Below are 20,886 nucleotides of genomic sequence, written 5' to 3' on the forward strand. Positions count from 1 at the left end.
CCTGCCCGGTCTTCCGTGGGGACGTGAGCGAACCATGTCCGCCCCGGAAGTGCCGCCGGGAGATCAGGCGGTGGACCCCGCCTTGATCGCGGCCGCGATCTCGACGGCGCGGCGGGCCTGGTGGCGCGCCGCCTGCAGGGTCACGTCCCCGGGTGCGCCCTCCCCGGCCACGTGGGAGGTGCCGTAGGGGTTGCCCGACTGGAACTGGATGGGGTCGGTGTAGCCGGGGGGCACGATGACGCCGCCCCAGTGGTAGAACGTGTTCGCCAGTGCCAGGATGGTGGACTCCTGACCGCCGTGCGGGGTGTTGGAGGCGGTGAAGGCCGAGTACACCTTGCCCGCGAGCTTGCCCTGGAACCACAGGGGTCCGGTGGTCTCCATGAACACGCGCAGCTGGCTGGCCGGGTTGCCGAAACGAGTGGGGGTGCCGAAGAGCACCACGTCGGCCCACTCCACGTCATCGAGGTGCACCTCGGCGACGTCCGCGGTGTCCTGGAGGTGCTGGACCCACTCGTCCCTGGTGTTGATGACCTCCTGCGGAGTCGTTTCCGCGACCTTGCGCAGTCGGACCTGCGCACCGGCCTTCTCCGCGCCCTCGACGGCCGCCTGCGCCATGGAGTACACGTTGCCCGTGCTGCTGTAGTAAATGATCGAAACGTTCACGGATTCCGACATCGGTTCCTTTTCCTCGTCATCGGGATAGTGTTCCCTTCATCAGTTACGACGACGCAGCCGGGCGGAATGTGAGGCGACGCGCCCACCTCGTCTTCCGCCGGGGCGTCTCATCGGGCTGAGCAGCGGGGACGGAGCGACCGAGGGAGCCGGCGGGACCATGACCAACCCATCAGGGCCCGAGCGTGACCGACCCGATCCGGGTCTGAGCGCGATCATGAGCGAGCGGCACCAGCTGATCAACCTCACCTACCGGCTCCTCGGCTCGCTGACGGAGGCCGAGGACGTCGTACAGGAGACCTACACCCGCTGGTACGCCATGTCGGCGCGGGAACGGGACGCCATCGAGTCGCCCGGTGGCTGGCTGACAACGGTCGCCAGCCGCATCTGCCTCGACCAGCTCGGCTCGGCGCGGGCCAGGCGGGAGCGCTACGTGGGCGAGTGGGTCCCGGAGCCGCTGCCCACGGGCACGGAGTGGATCAGCGGGCGGTGGAGCGGCGGCACCACGGCCGATCCGGCCGACCGGGTCACCCTCGACGAGTCGGTCAACATGGCCTTCCTCGTCGTGCTCGAACTGATGACCCCGGCCGAGCGTGTCGCGTTCATCCTGCACGACGTCTTCCGCTACTCCTTCGCCGAGGTGGCCGCGATCGTCGGCCGGACGCCGACGGCTTGCCGGCAGCTGGCCTCGTCGGCGCGCCGCCGCATCCGCACCTCGCAGTCCCCCGCCGCCCCTGCCGCCCGGCGCGCCGACACCGTCAGGGCGTTCAAGCAGGCGTGGGAGGCCAAGGACATCGACGCCCTCATCGGCCTGCTGGCTCCGGAGGCCACGGCGACCGGCGACGGTGGCGGCCTCGTCCCGGCCCTGCTCCGCCCCGTCGAAGGCGCCGAGGAGGTCGCGCGCTTCTTCGCGGGCCGGATCGACGTGGTGCCCGACCTGACGCTCCTGGAGAGCACGGTCAACGGTCAGCCGGGGCTGGTCGCGAAGATGGACGGCGCCCCCGTCTCCGTGCTGGCGTTCGACATCGCGGGCGACCGGATCACGCAGATCTGGTCGGTGCTCAACCCCGACAAACTGCGGCTGTGGCGGGCGGGGTCGCCCGTTCCCGAGGGGCGCGGCGACGCGGCGGGCTGACGCCCGCCGCGTCGCGCCGTCTCACTTCCTGGCCATCAGCAGATACTCGTGCGACCGGTTCGTGCGCATCGGGTCGTCCTCGTCCTTGACCGGCCAGTCGTACAGGTGGACCCGCTCGTCCCCCAGGGTCAGGTGGCGGCCGAGTACCCGCGCCGCGTCCCAGGCCAGCGGGACGAACCGGTCGGCGATCCGCCGGTTCTGCACGGCGATGACCGCGTGGGCGCCCGGCCGCATCACCGCCGCGATGGCGGCGAAGGCCTCGTCGAGTGCCGCCAGGTAGGTGTCGTAGTCGCGCAGCGCGTACAGCTGCCCCGGGTCGGGCGCCGTCTGGTCCAGGTCGGTGCCGAAGTACGGCAGGTCGCACAGGACCAGGTCGACGCTGTCGGGGTCGAGCGGCGGCTTGCGGGCGTCGCCGCAGAGCATGCGCTGCTCCGGGTGGCGTGCGACGCGTTGCCGTGCCTGCCGCGCGCGGTCCGGGTTGATCTCGATGCCGACTCCGCGCCGCCCCTCGGCCGCGCAGGCCACCAGCGTGGTGCCCCACCCCGCGAAGGGGTCGAAGACCAGGTCGCCCGGGGCGGTCAGCTCCGCGATCAGCGGGCGCAGCTGACTGACGAGGCCGCTTTGTCCTGCGGCTTCTTCCTGGGCGAACTCGGGGTCCTCCGCACCGAGCACGCGCCAACTGGAGATCCCCATGCGGGTCACGCAACCTTTCCTGTGGAGCTGGTCCGGGAAACGGCCGGCTCTTCGTCGGACGCCACCGGGCGCACCGGGTGGATCGCGGCCTGCGGCAGTACGCGTTCGAGGCGCAGCACGCCCAGCGCGGAGCCTGCCGTGGCCGCCGCCAGGAGCAGCCACATCGCGAGGGACGACAGCGAGAGCAGCGCCGTGAGCACGGTCGGCGCCAGCGCGATCGGCACCGCCCACGACAGCTGGTAGACCGCGAGGTGGCGGCCGCGGGTCTCCTCCGGCGCGGCCTGTGCGACCAGTGCCGAGGCCGTGGCGCCGTGCAGCAGTTCGCCCGCGGTGAAGGCGCCGGTCGCGGTGAACACACCGGCGATCAGCGCGGCCCCGGTCGACACGCTGCCCAGCACGGCGAACAGGACGAAGGACAGCGCGAAGACGCCCGCGCCCAGTGCCACGGCGCGGGTTCTGCGGTACCTGACCAGTATCCGGGTCACCGGGACCTGGAGCACCGCGATGCCGACCGTGTTGACCGCGAACAGGACGCCCACCAGCGAGACGGGGGCGTCGAGTTCGCGGGTGACGTACACCGGCAGCGCCACGGAGAGCACCGTGTATCCGAAGGCCGTCGGGATGTTCAGCAGGGTGAGGCCCAGGAACGGGCGGTTCCGCGCCACCAGCAGGTAGCCGCCCTTGCGGGAGACCCGGGTGCGCTGCTGCGCCGGCGCGCTGGGGCGGATCGTGCTGAGCAGCGCGGCGGAGAGCAGGTATCCGGCGGCCGCGCCGAACACGACGACGTAGAACCCCGACTCGTCGAGGGCGAGGGCCGCGCCCGCGAGGAGACCGCCCACCCCCAGCCCCGCGTTGCGCAGGCTGCGTTGCAGGGCGAGCAGCTTGTCCCGCGCGGTGCCCTGCACGATCTCCGCCACGAAGGACTGGATGGCCGGCGGGTAGGAGGTGTCGCCGAGAGCGACCGGCAGCACCACGGCGAAGACGGCCACGCCGTTGTCGACCAGGGGGTAGGTACAGAACGCCGAGGCGCGCAGCACGTATCCGCCCACCAGCACGGCGCGGGCGCTGAAGCGGTCGATGAGGACGCCGGCGATCGGGTTGCTCACCAGGCCGATCACCGCGGCGGTCGTCACGATGGCGCCGACCTGGGTGAGCGGCAGGCCGGTGACGTGGTGGAAGTAGAGCAGCGACAGCGGCAGGTACATGCCGCTGCCGGTCGCGTCGACGACCATGCCCGCCATGTACTTCACGCGTACGGACGTGAGGACGGACGACAGTTTCCCCCTCATGACGCCTCCGTCCTGTGAGTGCCCCGCTCGCGCTGCGGCGGTGGCCCTTCGGCGCGGAGCGGCACGATCTTCGTCTGTCCGGCAACCCGGTCGCCGAGGGCGCGCAGCCTGCGCTCGCATGCCCGGCGAGTCGGTGCCGAGCCCACCGCCGCCATGAGGAAGTCCGCGGAGCCGGAGGCCGGGGCGATCACCTGTCCCTCTTCGGCGAAGAGCCAGAAGCCTCTCACCCACGCGTCGTCGGGGACGGCGGGCAGCGAGCGCACCAGTCCGGGGCGCTTCATCGTGAGCACCTGGCCCGACATGCAGCGCGGCCGCAGCAGCCCGCTGTCGTCCACGGCGCCGTCGACGGCCGGCAGCGACAGGCCGGCCTCGGCGCGGGTCACCTGCGCGGCGAGCTGGATACCGAACAGGGTCTCGAAGACTTCGCGGATCTTGGCGCCGCCCGATCTCGCCGCGATCTCGCACAGCACCAGACGGTCGTCGGGCGTGTGGAAGACCTCCGCGTGGAAGGCGTGGGTGTCCAGTCGGGAGCCTGCCGGTTTCAGGCCTGCCAGGGTCTGCTCGATCAGCCGGAGCAGCCGCGGGGTGAGCGGGTCGTCCCGCTCCAGGGTCAGGTCGACGCGCGGGCCCGGGTCCGTTCCGAAGGAGGCCAGGTCGTACTGGTACTGGGAGGGCCAGGCCGCCACCGTGCGGCCGCCTGCGACCAGGCCGTCCACATGGCACATCCGCCCGGGCACGAAAGCCTCGATGAGCAGGTCGTCCCGCGCGCCGTCCCGGTAGTCGCGTGCGAGCCGCGACTCCAGCTCTTCCCCGTCGGCGATGATGTTCAGACCGATGGAGTTGTAACCCGACCGGTCCTTGAACACCACGGGGAACCCGTACCGTGCGGCGAAGTCGCGGGCTTGCTCGGCGGTGACGGGCACGGTGTGCGGCGCCACCTCGATCCCGGCCTGCTGGGCCAGCCGCTTCATCAGGGCCTTGTCGCGGAAGGGCGCGATGTCGGCACTCCACGCCCCGTCGAGGCCGAGGTGCTCACGCAGCCCGGCGGCGAGTGCCAGGTCCGCCTCGTGATGGGCGATGACGTGCGTGATCCGGTACTTCTCCGCGAGGGCGAACGCACGGCTTCGCACCCTCTCGTCGTCGAGGGTGTCGAAGAGTTCGAGGTGGGTGAAGTCGTGGCCGGTGTCGCCGGGGAGTTGCTCACCGGCCGACTCGATCTTGTCGCGGGCGGCGAGGACGACGATGTCGCCCTCGTACGGACTGCGGTCCTCGATCCCGGGGGCTTCGCCGTTCAGCCAGCGGCGGTAGGGGAAGGCGGCGAACGGGTTGCGGTGCAGAACGAGGACACTCACGCCCGGCTCACCGCCCCGTCGCTCACCGGAGCCGCCTTCGCCAGGCTTGGCCGCCCTTCGGGGCTCCTCAGACGGACCTTCACCACGTCACCGACGAGTGCGGCGCCGCGCCGGAGCGCCGCGGTGGTGTCTGCTCCGGTGACGGCGACCAGGCCGAGGCGGTCCCAGTTGTCCCGCAGGGGACGTACGGTCTCTCCCGGCTTGGCGCTGATGCGTACCGCGAGCACGTCAGCCAGGGCCTGTGCCTCGGCCACGCCGTCGATCGAGTCCACGACGTCGCCGGGTCGGCCCACCACCGAGCGCACGGCGGCACCGCCGTGCGCCTCGGGGCGGTCGGGCAGCCGCTCGGCCAGGCCGAAGGACGCGGCGAGTGCGAGCGTGATGGTGTCGATGCCGTAGACGCTGTGGACGAGGTCGGTGATGGCGTCACCGGCGATCCGGTTGTGGCTCTCGATGACGCGGGGGCCCTGGGCGCCGATCCTGATCTCGGTGTGGCAGACACCGTCCCTGACGCCGAGCCGGTCCAGGAATCCGGTGACGGCCGCGCGCACCTCCTCCTCGACCACCGTGCCGATCCTGGCCGGCACAGCGTGTGCCAGTTCGGCGAAGTGGGTACGGTCGGTGAACTTCTCGGTGACGGCGATGACCACGTGCCGCCCGGCGCAGCTGAAGGACTCCACGCTGTACTCGGGCCCTTCGAGGTACTCCTCCATCAGGAAGTCCCGGAGCAGCAGCAGCGTCGAGACCCGGTCCGTCCTGGTGCCCGACAGCCGCCGCACCTCGGCCCAGACCCGGTCGGCGTCGGCGGGCCCGTCGAGGCGGTACACGCCGATGCCAGCGGTGGCGTCGGTCGGCTTGACGATGAACGGGTAGCCGCAGGACTCCCCGAAGGCGTCCAGGTCCTCGCGTCCGCGCAGGGGCCGCGCGCGGACGGCGTCGGCGTCGAGACCGGCCAGATGTGCGCGCATCAGCGCCTTGTCGCGGAAGCGCCGGGTCACCTCGTAGCCGGTGCCGCCCAGGGCGAACAGGTCGTTGATGCGGGCCGCGTTCTCCAGTCCCGGCTCGGTGATCGAGGTGGCCGCGGCGAAGCCGGGGCGGTCCCACAGCCGCTTGACCAACGGCTCCACCAGGTCCCAACGGGTGTAGTCGACGACCTCCAGGTGGTCGGCGAGGCGCTGCTGTTCGGCACTGGTCTTGGTGGGATGCTGCAGCAGCACGACGTGCAGCCCCAGCTGCTTCGCCTTGGCCACCGTCTCGTCAGTGGCACCGACGAGCAGCAGCGAACGCTCGGGATTCATGGGTCGGTTGCGCTCCGTTCCGGTGTGCGGGCTGGGCGGCCGTGCTCGGGCTCTGAAGGCGTGGTGTGGGGGCGGGTGACCGGTTCGCGCCCGGTGCGCTGCCGCACGCCCGGTTCATCCGGCCGGGAGTGGCGCGGGGTGGTCCGTGTCGTCGGCGCGCGCCTCGGGCACGTCCTGAGCCTCGGGCCACCAGCTGAGATAGCGCTCTCCGGTGTCGGGAAAGACGGTGACGACCGTGGCACCGGTGAGGTCCAACCGGCGTGCCAGCTCCAGGCACCCGTAGGCCGCGGCGCCCGACGAGACACCGACCAGCGCTCCCGCGGAGACGGCGAGGGCGCGGGTGGTGGCCGCCGCGTCCTTGTCCTCGACGGCGATCACCTCGTCGATGACCGCGAGATCGGTGACCGGGCTGGTGAATCCGCCGTTGAGACCGGGAATGCGGTGCGGTCCCGGCTCGCCGCCGGACAGCAGGGGCGATCCTGCGGGCTCGACGGCCACGACCTTCAGCTCGGGGTTGTGCTCCCGCAGGCAGTGGGCGACACCGGTCAGGGTGCCACCGGTACCCACCGTGCACACCAGGTAGTCGACGCGGCCGCCGGTGTCCCGCCAGATCTCAGGACCCGTCGTCTCGTAGTGGGCCCGTACGTTGTCGGGGTTGAGGTGCTGCGCGGCGTACCAGGAGCCGGGGGTCTCTGCCTGCAGTTCCTCGGCGCGTTCCACGCAGCCGGCGAAACCCCGTACGTGGTCGGTGAGTTCGATCCCCGCGCCCAGCATGCGCAGGGTCAGCAGGCGCTCCCGCGAGGCGTTGTCGGGCAGCACGATCCGGCAGCCGTAGCCGCGGGCCGCGGCCAGCGCCGCCAGGGCGATGCCGGTGTTTCCCGAGGTGGACTCGATGATCGTGCCGCCGGGTCGCAGCGCCCCGCTCTCCTCGGCGGCGCGCAGCATGAACACGGCGGCCCGGTCCTTGATGCTGGACAGCGGATTCGCCGACTCCAGCTTGGCCAGCACGCGTGCGTCGTCGGACAGCCCGGGGAGCCTCAGCCGCAGCATCGGAGTGTTCCCCACGAGTTCGTCGACCGAGTCGACGACACTGCCGGTGGATGGTTCGGTCACGGGGCCCTCCGCATCTGTTCCGCCCGGCACGTGCCGCGAGTCGCGCGCGCCCCGGCACATGCCCGTCCAGAATCTGCCGCCCTCCATGCCCGAAGACCATGTGGCCCATGGTTCGGGTTGCCGCACTGCATCGATTGCGGGGGTCGCCAGCGGCGCCGCTCCTGACGCGACTCCGTACGTTCGAGCCGGAGGTCGAGGACTCATCCGAGTACGGGGGTACGTTGATGAAGCGCCAGGACGCCGCCGAGACATGTCTGCCCGAGCTGCTCCGCGCCCAGGCTCTCGCCCGTCCCGGCGACATCGCCGTGGTCCACGAGGGGGAGTCGCTCACCTTCCGGGAGCTGGCCGATCAGGCCGACGACGTGGCGCGATACCTGCACCACCTCGGCGTCGGCCCGGATGCGTGCGTGGGGCTCTTCGTCGAGCCCTCCCTGGATCTGATCAGCGGGGCCTGGGGGATTCTGCGGGCCGCCGGAGCCTATCTCCCCCTCTCCCCCGACTACCCGGCCGAGCGCGTTCGCCTCATCGCACAGGACGCCCGCGTGCGCGTCGTCCTCACCCAGGACTTCCTGCGCGACCGGCTGGCGACGTTCCTCACGGCGGACACCGTCGTCATCACGCTCGACGACGTCGTGGAGTTCATCAAGGGCAGGTCGGGCGCGGACGCCGCCGCGCTGCCGAGTGGCCCGCGCCCCGCCGATCTGGCGTACGTCATCCACACCTCGGGCAGTACGGGCAGGCCCAAGGGCGTGGCGATCGAGCACCGGTCGCTCGCGCACCAGATGCGCTGGCTCGCCGACACCTTCGCCCTCGACCGGCGCGCGACCGTGCTGCACAAGACGCCGATCAGTTTCGACGCCGCACAGTGGGAGATCCTGGCCTGCGCCGGCGGCAGCCAGGTCGTGGTCGGGTCCGGCGGCGTCCACCGCGACCCCGTGCGCCTCGTCGAGGCCGTCACCCGGCACGCCGTCACGACCCTGCAGTGCGTACCGACGCTGCTTCAGGCGCTCCTCGACACCGGCGAACTGAGCCGCTGCACCTCGCTCACCCACCTCTTCAGCGGCGGAGAGGCACTGTCCCGTGTGCTTGCGAGGAAGCTGTCCGTGGCGCTGCCGGGAGCCGCCCTGGTGAACCTCTACGGACCCACCGAATGCACCATCAACACCTCGGCCCACACCGTCGACCCCGCCACCCTCGACCTCGACACCGCCACCCCCGACGGGGGCCCGGAGGCCGTCGCGATCGGCACGCCCGTGACCGGTCTGCGCTACCACATCCTGGACGCCGAGGGCCGCCCCGTGGCGCCGGGCGAGACGGGAGAGCTGCACATCAGCGGTGTGCAGCTGGCACGCGGCTACCTGCACCGCCCCGAACTCACCGCGGACCGCTTCCGGCCGAGCCCGGCAGCCCGGCCGGGCGCCGCGGACGGTGCACGCGGCCACGAGCGGCTGTACCGCACCGGTGACCTGGCCTACTGGAACCCCGACGGCACCGTCCAGTTCGCGGGCCGCGCCGACAACCAGGTCAAGCTGCGCGGCTTCCGCATCGAGCTGGACGAAATCCGCCTGGCCATCGAGGCCCACGACTGGGTGAGGAACGCCGCCGTGCTGCCGCGCACCGATCCCCTCACGGGCGCCCAGCACCTGGTGGCGTGCGTCGAACTCAGTCCCCGGGAAGCCGCGTTGATGGACCAGGGCGAGTTCGGCGAACACCATGCCTCGAAGTCGTCCAAGTTGCAGGTCAAGGCTCAGCTGTCGAACCCGGGTGTACGGGACGCCGCCGAACTGGCCGGGCGGCCCACCGTCCCGCTGCCCGGTACCACCGCGGGCCGCGAGCAGCGGCAGCGTGCCTTCGCCCGCAAGACGTACCGCTTCTACGAAGGCGGCCCGCTGGAGCCCGCGGACGTGGTGGCCGCGATCGGGCGGCGGGCGCGTGGCCGCGGATCGCGTCGGCCCGAGGAGCTGACGCTGCTCGAACTGGGCGACATACTCGGCAACTTCGGGCAGCACCTCAGCCCGCAGCGGCTGTTGCCCAAGTACGCGTACGCCTCGCCCGGATCCCTCTACGCGACGCAGCTGTACCTGGAGCTCTCCGGGGTCTTCGGCCTGGCCGCGGGCCACTACTACTACCATCCGGTCCATCGCGAGCTGGTGCTGGTCCACCGCAGCGAGGAAGCGGACCGCCCCCTGGTGCGCGCGCACTTCATCGGCCGCAGAGCCGCGATCGAGCCGGTGTACAAGAAGAACATCGGAGAGGTCCTCGGGATCGAGGCCGGACACATGGCCGGCCTGTTCGACGAGGTACTGCCCGCCCACGGCCTCGCCCTCGGGGAGGCGGAGTACGACGGCGACCTGCCCCGGCTCCTCGGCTGCGACGACGAGGATCATCATCTGGGCTCCTTCGAGCTGGTGCCGTGGACGAAGGCGCACGCCCGGACACCCGCGCGGCGCTCCCTCGACCTCTACGTGCAGTTCCATCCGGGCAGCGAGGCGGGCCTGCCCAGCGGCCAGTATGTGTACCGGACAGGCCGCCTGCACCTGATCAGCGACGAGCTGGTCCTCAAGCGGCACGTGGTCGCCATCAACCAGGCGGTGTACGACCGGTCCGCGTTCGGCGTCACCCTCGTCAGCCGTGCGGCCGAGCAGGGCAGGGAGCGGTGGAGCTATCTCGATTTGGGCCGCGAGCTGCAACGCCTGATGATGAACGCCGGCCACCTGGGCTTCATGCCCGCCGGCTACAGCGCGCGTTCCGGTGACGACCTGCCCGCCGCCCGGCGCATGACGCGGATACTGCGGCAAGCCGGTCGACCCACCGGTGCGTCGTACTTCAGCGTCGGCGGCACCATCAGCGAGGAACAACTCCGCCACGAGGGCATGCACGAGGACCAGGTGCACATGAAGGGGCCCGAGGAGCTGATCAGGGACGACCTGGTCTCGTCCCTGCCCGAGTACATGCTGCCGAGCCGGATCCTGGTCGTCCCGGAGCTACCGCACTCCCCCAACGGCAAGCTCGACACCAGGGCGCTCGAAGGGCACGTCGAGGAGGTATCGGCCCGAACCCGACCGCTGGTGGAGCCGCGCAACCGGACGGAAGCACGGCTGTGCGGCCTGTGGAAAGCAGCCCTGAAGCGGGACTTCGTCTCCGTGCACGACGACTTCTTCCAGCTCGGCGGGGACTCGCTGATCGCGGTCGCCCTGGTCAGGCAGATCAACGAGGCGTTCGGCTGCAACATGCCGCTGCAGGTGCTCTTCGAGGCGACGACGGTGGCGAAGCTGGCCGAGGCGGTGGGCGCCGGAGCCGCCGTGGTCGCCTCCCGGATCACCCCACTGCGGTTCGAGGGCAGCGGGCCGCCGGTGTTCTGCTGGCCCGGGCTCGGCGGTGTCACGATGAACCTGCGGCTGCTCGCGGCCCGCGCCCCCGGGGACCGACCGGTCTACGGCATCCAGTCGCAGGGCGTCAACGAGGGCGAGTCACCGCTGCCGTCCATCGAGGAGATGGCCGCCGCCGACGTCGCAGCACTGCGGCACGTCCAGCCGGAGGGGCCGTACACCCTGTGGGGCTACTCCTTCGGCGCGCGGGTCGCGTTCGAGACGGCGTGGCAGTTGGAGCAGTCGGGCGAGCGCGTGGAGCAGCTTTTCCTGCTGGCACCCGGATCGCCACGGGTGGCAGACGCCCTGCGGACAGCACCTGGCGCGGCGGGGACCGGCACGGGGCAGGCGGCACAGGGCACGGGGGTGGCCGACTTCGCCGACCCCGTTTTCACCACTCTTCTCTTCTCCGTCTTCGCCGGCACAATCCGCAGCCCGGCTCTGGAGGAGCGCCTTCACCGGCCCACCGACGCGGAGAGCTTCGCACGGTTCATCGGCCGCCGGTTCCCGCAGCTGGATCCCGGGCTGATCCGCCGCGTGGTGGCCGTCGTCTGCCGCACCTACCCGTTCACCCACCACCACGTCGCCCCTGACGCGCGCCGGGTCTCGGCACCCGTCACGGTGTTCAGGGCGCGTGACGACGCACCCTCTTTCCTCGAGCGCGCCTCCGGCCACACGGCGGCACCGCCGGCGATCGTCCAACTGGAGACCGACCACTACGGAGCGCTGCGCGATCCGGGGGTGGGCGAGTTGGTCAGGGCGCTCCGGCGCGCCACGCCTCGGCCCACGCCGCGCCGGGCGACGCCACTAGAGTATTGAGCGAGGATCACTGGGGTCACCGGCGCTCGTGGTTGCGCCATCCGGTGCGTTCGCCAAGGATCTGACAGGGCGCGGTCCTTGTCGGTGCGCTCGCGAAGCGCCTGGGCCCGACTGCCGCACCGTGGGCGGTCGCAAGGGGGCCGGGCAGGGAGAACGGGGGAACCTTATGCGCGTGCGCCGCCGTCGGCTGGGGACGAGATTACGTGCGAGACCGTCGCCGCCCCATGGTGAGAGGGAAAGACGGCCCCGTCGTCACGCACCCGCGCGCACCGGTCGTGCCGGTGCCCACCTGCTTCGGCCGGCATCCCTGGCCGGTCGGCCCCGGATCAGCGGCAGCCAGGTCGAGTCGACGGGAAGGACGGCGTCATGAGCGCAGGCAGCGGACCGGCCCGGGACACCCTGGCAGCCGCCGACTCACCACTGAAGTCCCTGCTGCAGATCGCCGACACCCTCAGCAGCCTCGAACGGTACGCCACCGAGACCGCGGATCAGCTGCTCCTGTCCGAAGGTGACGCCGCGGTTCCAGGCCGGATCCGGCACATCGAGGGGTATGAAGCCGTGCGGGCGGCGATCGGGGAGGTGCTGTGGCGTGCGAGACGGGAGATCCTCACCGCCCAGCCCGACGAACCGCGCCCCGAGGCCACGCTGGACATGGTCAGCGCGGCGGTCCGCGATCCCCTGGCCCGCGGAGTGACCATGCGGACGCTCTTCCAGCACAGCGCCCGCTTCTCCGAGCCCGCGAAGAGGTACGTCCAACAGGTCATGGGGCACCGGAGGGTGGAGGTGCGCACCCTTCCCGAGTTCTTCGAGCGGCTGATCATCGTCGACGGCGAGGTCGCCCTCATCCCCGGTGCGGGACACCCGCACAGCGCGGCGCTGATCAGGGACGGCGTCGTCGTCGCGTTTCTCGCGGGCGTCTACGACAGGGCCTGGGTGCGGGCCGAGCAGTTCCCTTTCCGCCCTGTGCGGGCGGCGGACGCCGCACGCGAGGTCATACCCGACGTGCGCCGGGCCATCAAAGCGCTGCTGATCGAGGGCCGCTCCGACAAGGCGATCGCACGCCGCCTCGGCATGAGCCTGCGTTCCGTGCAGGGACACATCGCGTCGCTGCGCGAGCAGTACGGTGCCGAGCACCGCTTCCAGCTCGGTTACCGGATGGCGCGCGGTGAGTACGCCGTCGCGCACACCGGGCTGGTCGAACCGCCTCCGGAACCCCCGCCCACCATGCAGGTTCCAGCCCGTGAAGAGGCCTTCTGAGGCGACGGCCGCGCCTTGGCCGGCGGTGGACGACTTCCGCTCATTGCTCTTGGCGCCCCGGGCCACCTCGGCGGGTGTCGCCGGGCTGCTCCTCTTCCTGTGGGCCGTCTTGTGAGCGAGAAATTATGGCCCGAACCCTGCAAAGCCCAGCCTTGACACCGATCTGTGCGGAAAACATACTCAAGCGTGCGTGGGAGCCGACGGCAATCGCGGTTGGTTGCCTTCGCTCCGCCGGGGGGATATGCGTGAAGCGAGCTGGCCATGTACGTACCATTCATCTGCGCAGACACCACGGTGCCCTCTGTTCCCCCCTCAGCTATGGCATCGAAGGCATGGTTTCCGCGACGCGACGCAGCTTCTCCGAGGTAACCCCCGGCACAGCCGCCGTTGAGCCGGCCGCGCGCCGCAGCACGGGCGTTCATGCGCTCCGTCGCCCCCCTCACGGCTGCGTCGCACCGCGCGTCCGCTGCCTCGTTCCACGGTCTTCGGCACGCCGGTTCTCGCATCACCCTTGTTGAGGTGATTCGTCGCTCCACCTTCCCTGCCGCTGACGTGGAAGAAGCACGACATGACTGACGCGAGATTCTTTGCGAGATCGTTCGACATGCCGTCGGAACCACTCCGAGAGAGCGACGAGGCGCAGCCTTCGAAAAGGCATGGCATTGCCCCGCCCATGGCGCATTTCCGGGCTCTGGGCCCGTTGGAGGCCATGGTTACCGGCGGGCCCGTGGATCTGGGGGCGCCCAAACAGCGGAAGCTGGTCACGTTACTGGTCAGCCGGGTCGGCCGCCCCGTGCCGGTGGACGTGATGCTCGAAACGCTGTGGCCGGAAGGTCCGCCGCCCTCGGCGACGGCCTCGCTGCAGTCGTACGTGGCCAACCTCCGCAGGGCGCTGGAGCCGGACCGGCCTCCACGGACGCCCACGAAGGTGTTACGAACCAGCGACCGGGGCTACCTGCTGGACGGCCACGTCGTCCAGGTGGACGTCCAGCGGTTCGAGAGACGCACCAAAGCGGGGTGGGACGCGTGGAACCGGGGTGACGCACACGAGGCGTTGAGCGAGTTCGAGACCGGGTTGGCGTTGTGGCGCGGCGAGGCCTATACGGAGGTGTCCCACTCGGTCCATGTGGCGGCGGAAGTGGCACGGCTGGAGGAACTGCGGCTGTCGGCCGTCGAGGGGCGCTGCGCGGCGCTGCTGGCCGTAGGGGCCCACGAGATGGCGGTCGCCGAGCTGGAGGCCTTCACCCAGGCCCATCCGCTGCGCGAGTACGGTTGCGAACTGCTCAGCCTGGCGCTGTACAGGGCCGGGAGACAAGCCGACGCACTGGCGGTGCTGCGGGCCAATCAGAGGCGGCTGGGTGAGGAGCTGGGCATCGACCCCAGGCCGGCGCTGCAGCACCTCGAACGCGAGATCCTCAGCCACGCGCCGGGGCTCGACTGGCGCCCACTCCCGGCCGGTCGGGCACGGACAGCACCTGCCGCCCCCGCGGACACGCCGCGGGTCCACGTCCGCACGCCCGGGCCACCGCGGCACACGTCGGCCGACGACGAGGAGATCTTCGTCGGCCGCGAGGGGACACTGCGGCAACTGGCCGCGGTCTCGGCAGCGGCGGCGGTCGGCCGAGGGCGGGTTCTGACGGTCTCCGGTGAGCCGGGTATCGGAAAGACCCGTCTGCTGCGTCGCTTCGCCGAGTCGGCAGCGGGAGCACCTGCCCTGTGGGGTTCGTGCCCAGGACACGTCACGACACCGCCGTTATGGCCCTGGCGCCAGGTGCTGGGAGCCGCGGGCGCCCGCTGCCCGCGCCTGCCGGTACCGGAACCCGTGGCCGAGGTGCTCGGCGGGCAGACGCGCCGGCCGCCGGACGGCGCCGACACCGACGCCGACACCCTGCGCCGGTTCGAGGCGATCGTGGAGTACCTGACCGAAGCGTCCCATGACACACCGCTGGTGATCGTGCTCGATCACCTGCATCGCGCGGACCCTGGCTCCCTGCGGCTGCTGGCCCACCTGGCCGAGTCGGTGCGGGCAAGTCGTCTGTTGGTGGCCGCGTCGTACCGCCCTGGCGAGGCGGCGGCACTGGCCGAGACGTCGGACGCGCTCGCCCGCGCGGAGATCTCCCGAGTGGAGCTGACCGGCCTGAACGCCGCGGAGACGCGCGCTCTGGCGAGCGCGACGCTCCGTCGGGAGGTGAGCGCAACCACCGCCGAGGAGCTGCGGCACCGCTCGGGGGGCAACCCCTTCTACCTGCGCGAACTGATCAAGGCCCTGGACAGCGAGGAGCGCCCGAGCGCCCGCACGGCGCCGGTACCGGCTCCGGTACGCGAGGTGGTGCTCGGACGCGTCGCACGGCTGGGCCCGACCGCCGACGAGTTGCTGTCCGTCGCCTCCGTGGCCGGCCGCGGCTTCGCCATAGACGTCGTGGCCGAAGCCTCCTCCATCGAGATCGGAGAGGCGCTCAAAGCCGTCGACACCATCGTCGCGGCGGGCCTGATCACAGAGCACCGTCAGCGGCTGGGCTGGTACTTCTTCACCCACGCGCTGACCGCCGACGTGCTGCATGACAGGATGGGGCGGTCGCGCCGGGTCCATCTTCTGCGACGCATCCGTACCGCCGCGCTGCGATCGCGGAGCGGGAACCTCTTCTCCGGCGCGGAGTGAGGCATGCGCCCGGGGCCGGAGCCCTGGAACTGCCGCCCGCGTGGTAGCGGCCTCGCGAGGGACGCACCGGATCGAGGAGCCGTCCGCGTACCCGGAGCCGCGAACCGCCGCCCGTCGTGGGCCCGCTGCCCGACGCGTGAGCGGATACCGACCGTTCCCACATGCCTGCCCAGCCGCCGCCAAGTCGGCGCCAAGTCGATGGACAGTGGCACCCAAGTCCCGTGAACAACACTGAGCAACGTACCCAGCACCGGAATGATCCAGGCCGACCCACACGGGTATCGGCGCGGGATACGTGGAGGATCAATGTCCGAGACAGCCGAGTCGCCGGATCCTCACTCGGCCACCGCCGACCGGCGCGTCGCTGTCCCGGAAGCTGCCCTTCCATGTGCCGTCGCCCCGGCGTACGGTCGCCGTGCCGCCCGGTCCGTTCGGCCGAACCCTTCGTTCTCTTCGCCCGGCACGGGGGCTGAATCCCCCACCGAGGCGCGACTTGTTCCCGCGAGCTGAGTGACCACTCCCCTCCCAGAGCTTTCCTCCCCCACGACGCACGCGCCCGCCGCCGGACGCGCGGTGGTGAGCGCGTGGCACACCCAGGGCCGGGGGCGGCCGCGTCACGTCATGTCGGAACGACTCCACGCGTTCCACTCCGTGAGGTGAGCTTCGTGCGTTCTGGTCGGTCAAAGGGGGGTCGGCGCGGTTGCGGCTGCGGTGCGCGGCAGCGGACTCGCACCGCTGAGAGGAACTCGACGAGTTAACGGGGGGAACGTGAAGATACAGGTCTTGGGCGCCCTGGGTGCCGAGGTCAACGGAGAATCGATCGTCCCGTCGGCCGCCAAACCGCGGCAGATGCTGTCACTGCTCGCTCTCAGACCCGGGCAGGTGGTGCCCGTTCCCACGCTCATGGAGGAACTGTGGGGAACCAAGCCGCCACAGAGCGCACTGGCCACCCTGCAGACCTACATCCTGCAGCTGCGCCGGCGCATCGGCCGCGCCATGAGCTCTGACGCCCCCGGCGCGGCCAAGGAGGTGCTCGCCACCCGGCACGGCGGATACGTACTGGAAGTCCCCTCCGAGACCGTCGACGTGCACGCGTACGAGCGCAAGGTCGCGGAGGGCCGGTCGGCCTTCGAGGCCGGTGACGACGCCGTCGCGGCCGACCGTTTCCAGCAGGCGCTCACGCTGTGGCAGGGACCTTCCCTGGTCGATGTCCGGGTCGGGCCCGTCCTCAGGATCGAGGTCATGCGCCTGGAGGAGAGCCGCCTCGGTACCGTCGAGCGGCGGATCGACGCCGACCTGCGGCTCGGCCGGCACACCCAACTGCTGCCGGAGCTGACGGAGCTGACGGCCCGGCACCCCCAGCACGAGGGCCTGCACTCGCAGGCCATGGTGGCGCTGTACCGGTCGGGCCGCCAGGCGTCGGCCCTGGAGGTCTACCACAAGCTGAGGGTCCGGCTGATCAGAAGCCTGGGCGTCGAGCCGTCGCCCCGGGTGCAGCGGCTGCACCAGGCGATGCTGGTCGTCGACCCACAGCTGGATGTGGTCGCCGGGCCGAGGCGCAGCTCGACGTTCGACCTGTACGCCGCCTGACAGAGGCTCCCTCACCGGCGGGACCGCCGGGCGGCGGGTCGATCACCGCCACCCGGCGCGGGCTCGGGCACTTGCGCGCCGCCGGACCCCGCTCAGCCCCGCTTCGTCGCGCAGATGACGACCCGGTTGATGATGGCGTCCGGCGGGATGTCGGCCGGGTCCTTGGCGCGCACCGACGTGACCTCGAACCCGGCCTCCTCCAGCCAGCCGCGGTACGTGGACACCTTCTGCAGCCCGCCGCGCCCCACCACGCATCCGAGGATGTAGGCCGGAAAGAAGTCGGCCTGGTAGTCGTCGGTGTCCCGGATGTCCTCGGGGTACACGGGCGCGAGCACGACGATCCGCCCACCGGGCTCCAATGCCCGGTGCGCGTTATGGAAGAGGGTGAGGACCTCGTCCTTGTCGTACATGTCCACGAAGTGTTTGAGCAGCATCACGTCGTAGCCGCCGGGGAGCGACTCCAAGGCGTCGCCGCCCACGAACGAGCACTGCTCCGCCACGCCCTGTGCCGCGAAGTTGCGCAGGCACTCGGTCTCCAGAGCGGGCCGGTCGAAGGTGGTCACCCGCAGGCCGGGCGAGCCCTTCGTCTGGCAGGTCATGATGGCCCCGAGCCCGTTCCCGCCCTGCACGTCGAGTACCCGCGCCCCGGCCGGGACGTCGAAGTTGCGGAAGAACCAGGGGTAGACACTGGCGGTCTCGCTCTGCGCCAACGGGCCCCACGCGTCGCGCACCTCCTGGATCTCGCCGGCTGCCTGAAACATCGTTCCCTGGAAGCCGTAGAGCTTCTCGAGCCCGACCACACTGCTGGTGGACACGCTGTCGGCGAGGTAGTACAGCTGCCGCAGCATGCCTGTTTTCATCATGCCCATAAAAGTCAGGACACGCTGGAGATCGCTCTCGGCGACGTCGGCAAGAGCGTCGAGTGTGTAGCCGCCTGTGGCCTCGTCCAGGGCCACGAAGCCCTCCTTGACCAGCAGATGCAACAGCTGCTCCACGGCGTCGGGCTTGGCGCCGACGGCCGCGCCGAGACCGGCCGCCGTCAGCCCGGGCTCCTTGCGCAGCGCCTCGACGATGCCCAGTTCGAAGCAGGCGTAGAGGTTCATGAAACGGGTGGGCCCCACCATGTACTCGCGCATCCGGGCGAGTACGGCTTCGGCGTTGGACACGGGTGATCCCTTCGGGTCGGCGTGGGCGGTAGGGAGGCCGGGCTCAGGTGTTGCGGTAGGCGACTCGCACGGCCATGTCGGCCAGGTCCTCACGCCACGCCTCGGCCACGGGTGCGTCGGCGATGGCCTTGCAGCCCCGCTCGACGAGGCCGCCGATGTGCTTCTCGACGTCGCCGGGAACGCCCGTGGCCACCAGCCGGCGGCGCACCTCGTCGGGGGTGTGGCCCGGTTCGGTGATCAGGCTGTGGATGCGCTCGTCGCGCTGCATCGCCCAGCCCAGCAACAGCGTCATCTTGTGCTGTGTGAGGTCGAGCCCTGTGGGCTTGCCCGTGTCGGCGGAGTCACCGAAGGCGTCCAGCAGATCGTCTCTGAGCTGGAACGCCTCACCCACCGCCTCGCCGAACTCCTCGAAGGCGGCGGCGAGGTCGTCGCGGCCCGCCGCGTTCGCGCCCACGACCAGAGGACGGTGAATGGTGTAACGCCCGGACTTGATCCGGGCGATCAGGCGGGAGATGCGGGGGTTGGCCGAGAACTCGGCTGCCGCGTGGACGTCCATGTACTGGCCGATCATGACCTCGGAGCGCAGCCGGTTCCACTCCGGGACCACCGACCTGGGCGCCTCCGCCATCAAGGTCTCCGCGTACACGAGTGCGAGGTCACCGACGAGTATGGCCACGCCCTCGCCGTACCGCCGCGCCTCTCCCTGCCAACCGCGGCTCTCGTGCAACTGCGTGTGGGCCGCGTGGACGGTGGGCGCTCCGCGTCGCCGACTGGAGTCGTCCAGTACGTCGTCGTGGACGAGCGCCGACACGTGCAGCATCTCCAGGGCCGCGCAGGCCGACACGATCCCGGGGTCGTGGGGATCGCCGCCGGCGGCGAGATAGCCGGTGGCGCAGAAGGCCGGCCGGATGCGCTTGCCGCCCGACGCGATCAGCTCGGCCAGCGCGTCGACGGGGACGGCCGCCCTCTCGTGCACTCCTGCCCACACGTCCCGCTCGGCCGCCAGCAGGGAGCGAAGCCTCTCCTCGACGCGGCCGAGCACGTCGTCGCGGGTGCGGCGGGCGAGGTCCGCGGCCTCCTGGCCGGTGTCGGTGTTCTTGTCCGAGGTCATGGGTTCTCCTCTGGTTCATAGAGAGAAGGGGCGCTCGGACACTCGCGTGCGTGCGTGCGTCGGTCGGCCAGGCCGCCGCGGCACGGCCGACCGTGCCCCTGACCTCGGCGGCGACGCCCGTACGAGACTGAATCTGGAGTTCCCCTTTAGCGGCGGTGGACTGTGAATGTTGAACGTTGACACCCTTGCCCGCTCGGTGGAAACCTTCCTGGCGTCCGGGTCGGAACCGAACGGGCAGCCAAGGGCACGGAAAGCACATGGCGGGCCTCGTCCACCGGGAAAGGGCCACGCCGCCGGGAAAGGGCCACGAGGGAAACGGCCCAGGTAAAGGGGCCGCAGAGAAAGGGCCGCGGGCCACCGCGCCGTATTCGGATCCTTGACGGCGACCTCACGCATTCCTCACGAGCCGACGCCTCGACCACCTCTGCGCCCTCCGCGGGCACGTTCACCGTGCCGTGAGACGGCCGCCGCGCAAACCACGTCAGAATGGAGACGGAATGGAGTTCCACACCTGCCCCAGGACTGCGCCGCGGGAGCCCGGAGAGGTGGCAGAAGCGGTCCTCGGCGCCTCGCGCGTCCGGCAGCTGGAAGACAACCTACGCGCGCTTCCCGGCCTCTACCAGGAGAGTCTGCACCACGTCTCACCCATATCCAGACGGACCCACCACACGCGCGTGTCCGGGAGCCGGAGCGGAGACCGACTGAACATGTCCGCGCTCGACTCCCGGCACAACATTCTCGCGGTTCTCGAGTCGTGGTGTTCCCTCGTCGCCGACGAACTCGGCCACGCCGCCCCGACACGCTCGGTTCCCGACCTGGCGCGTTTCCTCCTGCGGAATGTGGAATGGCTCACCGAGCAGCCGCCTGCCGCCGATTTCGCGGACGAGATCGACGGTCTGCGACGGGAGTTGCTGCGGACCATCGACCCGGAACGCGGCGAGCTGCGTGCACCCGTCTGGGAATGTGTGATGACCGACTGCACCGGAAAGATCTCCGCGCCCTCACAGTCCGTCGGCACCGCGGGCGCGACGAAAATCCGATGCTCGTCGGGGCACGCCTGGGAAATGCACGAGTGGATCACCCTCCGACCGCTCGTGGAGCGCCGGCGGAAGGCCGTCGGGACATGAGCAGACCGCCGCGCCACCGGCTGGTGCCCACCAACGTGGCCGCGCTCGCCGCGGGGGTGTCCGAGGCGACGATCCGCAAGTGGGTGAGTCGCGGGCAGCTCACCCGCTACGGCACACCGGGCCGGTCCGAGTTCGACATCGACGAACTCACGCGGATCGCCCTGCGGCGCCGGCGCTAGACACCGACGAGCACCTTATGGCCGTCCCCGGACACGCGCAGGTCAGCGAGGGTCTGCG

15 protein-coding genes are annotated in these 20,886 nt (G+C 70.9%); 7 read left to right on the forward strand and 8 right to left on the reverse strand.

All coding sequences use genetic code 11. The features are described 5' to 3' along the window. Positions 1 to 63 precede the first annotated feature (63 nt). Positions 64 to 675 carry an NAD(P)H:quinone oxidoreductase gene (gene wrbA, locus DTL70_RS10410; protein ID WP_114021595.1) on the reverse strand — a complete coding sequence of 204 codons (612 nt, stop codon included), beginning with the start codon at positions 673 to 675 and terminating at the stop codon, positions 64 to 66. A gap of 157 nt (positions 676 to 832) precedes the next feature. On the opposite strand from wrbA, the gene sigJ reads away from it, so the two are divergent. Continuing rightward, complete coding sequence (sigJ, locus tag DTL70_RS10415; RefSeq protein WP_114021596.1) at positions 833 to 1,807, forward strand: RNA polymerase sigma factor SigJ; 975 nt, start codon at positions 833 to 835, stop codon at positions 1,805 to 1,807. Between the two features lie 21 nt (positions 1,808 to 1,828). Here sigJ and DTL70_RS10420 read toward each other — a convergent pair whose 3' ends face one another. The 5 genes from DTL70_RS10420 to DTL70_RS10440 form a co-directional block, all read right to left on the reverse strand. Then, a complete protein-coding gene (locus DTL70_RS10420) occupies positions 1,829 to 2,500 on the reverse strand; it encodes a TRM11 family SAM-dependent methyltransferase (protein WP_147266761.1) in 672 nt (223 codons plus the stop codon). A 5-nt stretch (positions 2,501 to 2,505) separates the two neighbouring features. Continuing rightward, entirely contained in the window at positions 2,506 to 3,789 is a 1,284-nt protein-coding gene (locus tag DTL70_RS10425; protein ID WP_245979223.1) for an MFS transporter, read from the reverse strand. Continuing rightward, positions 3,786 to 5,141, reverse strand: coding sequence for an ATP-grasp domain-containing protein (locus tag DTL70_RS10430; RefSeq protein ID WP_114021598.1), 1,356 nt, complete (start codon positions 5,139 to 5,141; stop codon positions 3,786 to 3,788). Before DTL70_RS10430 ends, DTL70_RS10425 begins: the two co-directional genes overlap by 4 nt. After that, a complete protein-coding gene (locus DTL70_RS10435) occupies positions 5,138 to 6,439 on the reverse strand; it encodes an ATP-grasp domain-containing protein (protein WP_114021599.1) in 1,302 nt (433 codons plus the stop codon). The genes DTL70_RS10430 and DTL70_RS10435 overlap by 4 nt, the downstream gene beginning before the upstream one ends. Positions 6,440 to 6,553: 114 nt before the next feature. After that, positions 6,554 to 7,552: a PLP-dependent cysteine synthase family protein gene (locus tag DTL70_RS10440; protein WP_245979224.1), complete on the reverse strand. Its 999-nt coding sequence runs from the start codon at positions 7,550 to 7,552 to the stop codon at positions 6,554 to 6,556. Between the two features lie 224 nt (positions 7,553 to 7,776). Between DTL70_RS10440 and DTL70_RS10445 the strand changes: the two genes are divergently transcribed. The 4 genes from DTL70_RS10445 to DTL70_RS10460 all read left to right on the forward strand — a co-directional run bounded on the left by DTL70_RS10445 (position 7,777) and on the right by DTL70_RS10460 (position 17,245). Then, positions 7,777 to 11,739 (forward strand): non-ribosomal peptide synthetase family protein, encoded by a 3,963-nt coding sequence (locus tag DTL70_RS10445; RefSeq protein WP_245979228.1) that lies wholly within the window; start codon positions 7,777 to 7,779, stop codon positions 11,737 to 11,739. A gap of 366 nt (positions 11,740 to 12,105) precedes the next feature. Then, positions 12,106 to 12,996 (forward strand): helix-turn-helix domain-containing protein, encoded by an 891-nt coding sequence (locus DTL70_RS10450; protein WP_114021602.1) that lies wholly within the window; start codon positions 12,106 to 12,108, stop codon positions 12,994 to 12,996. A gap of 673 nt (positions 12,997 to 13,669) precedes the next feature. After that, positions 13,670 to 15,655: an ATP-binding protein gene (locus DTL70_RS33500; protein WP_245979229.1), complete on the forward strand. Its 1,986-nt coding sequence runs from the start codon at positions 13,670 to 13,672 to the stop codon at positions 15,653 to 15,655. 768 nt (positions 15,656 to 16,423) lie between these two features. Beyond that, the gene (locus DTL70_RS10460; RefSeq protein ID WP_114021603.1) at positions 16,424 to 17,245 is read left to right on the forward strand and encodes an AfsR/SARP family transcriptional regulator; all 822 of its coding nucleotides are present in this window, start codon (positions 16,424 to 16,426) and stop codon (positions 17,243 to 17,245) included. A 92-nt stretch (positions 17,246 to 17,337) separates the two neighbouring features. Here the strand turns inward: DTL70_RS10460 and DTL70_RS10465 are convergent, their stop codons facing one another. Together DTL70_RS10465 and DTL70_RS10470 are read right to left on the reverse strand one after the other, a co-directional pair. After that, a complete protein-coding gene (locus tag DTL70_RS10465) occupies positions 17,338 to 18,411 on the reverse strand; it encodes a methyltransferase (protein WP_245979231.1) in 1,074 nt (357 codons plus the stop codon). 43 nt (positions 18,412 to 18,454) lie between these two features. After that, positions 18,455 to 19,522, reverse strand: coding sequence for a polyprenyl synthetase family protein (locus DTL70_RS10470; protein WP_114021604.1), 1,068 nt, complete (start codon positions 19,520 to 19,522; stop codon positions 18,455 to 18,457). A 707-nt stretch (positions 19,523 to 20,229) separates the two neighbouring features. Here DTL70_RS10470 and DTL70_RS10475 point away from each other — a divergent pair. Both DTL70_RS10475 and DTL70_RS10480 read left to right on the forward strand, forming a co-directional pair. Then, complete coding sequence (locus tag DTL70_RS10475; protein ID WP_245979233.1) at positions 20,230 to 20,649, forward strand: hypothetical protein; 420 nt, start codon at positions 20,230 to 20,232, stop codon at positions 20,647 to 20,649. After that, positions 20,646 to 20,828, forward strand: coding sequence for a hypothetical protein (locus tag DTL70_RS10480; protein ID WP_114021606.1), 183 nt, complete (start codon positions 20,646 to 20,648; stop codon positions 20,826 to 20,828). The genes DTL70_RS10475 and DTL70_RS10480 overlap by 4 nt, the downstream gene beginning before the upstream one ends. Positions 20,829 to 20,886 lie beyond the last annotated feature (58 nt).

It is taken from the genome of Streptomyces diacarni (assembly GCF_003323715.1).
Lineage (GTDB): Bacteria > Actinomycetota > Actinomycetes > Streptomycetales > Streptomycetaceae > Streptomyces > Streptomyces diacarni.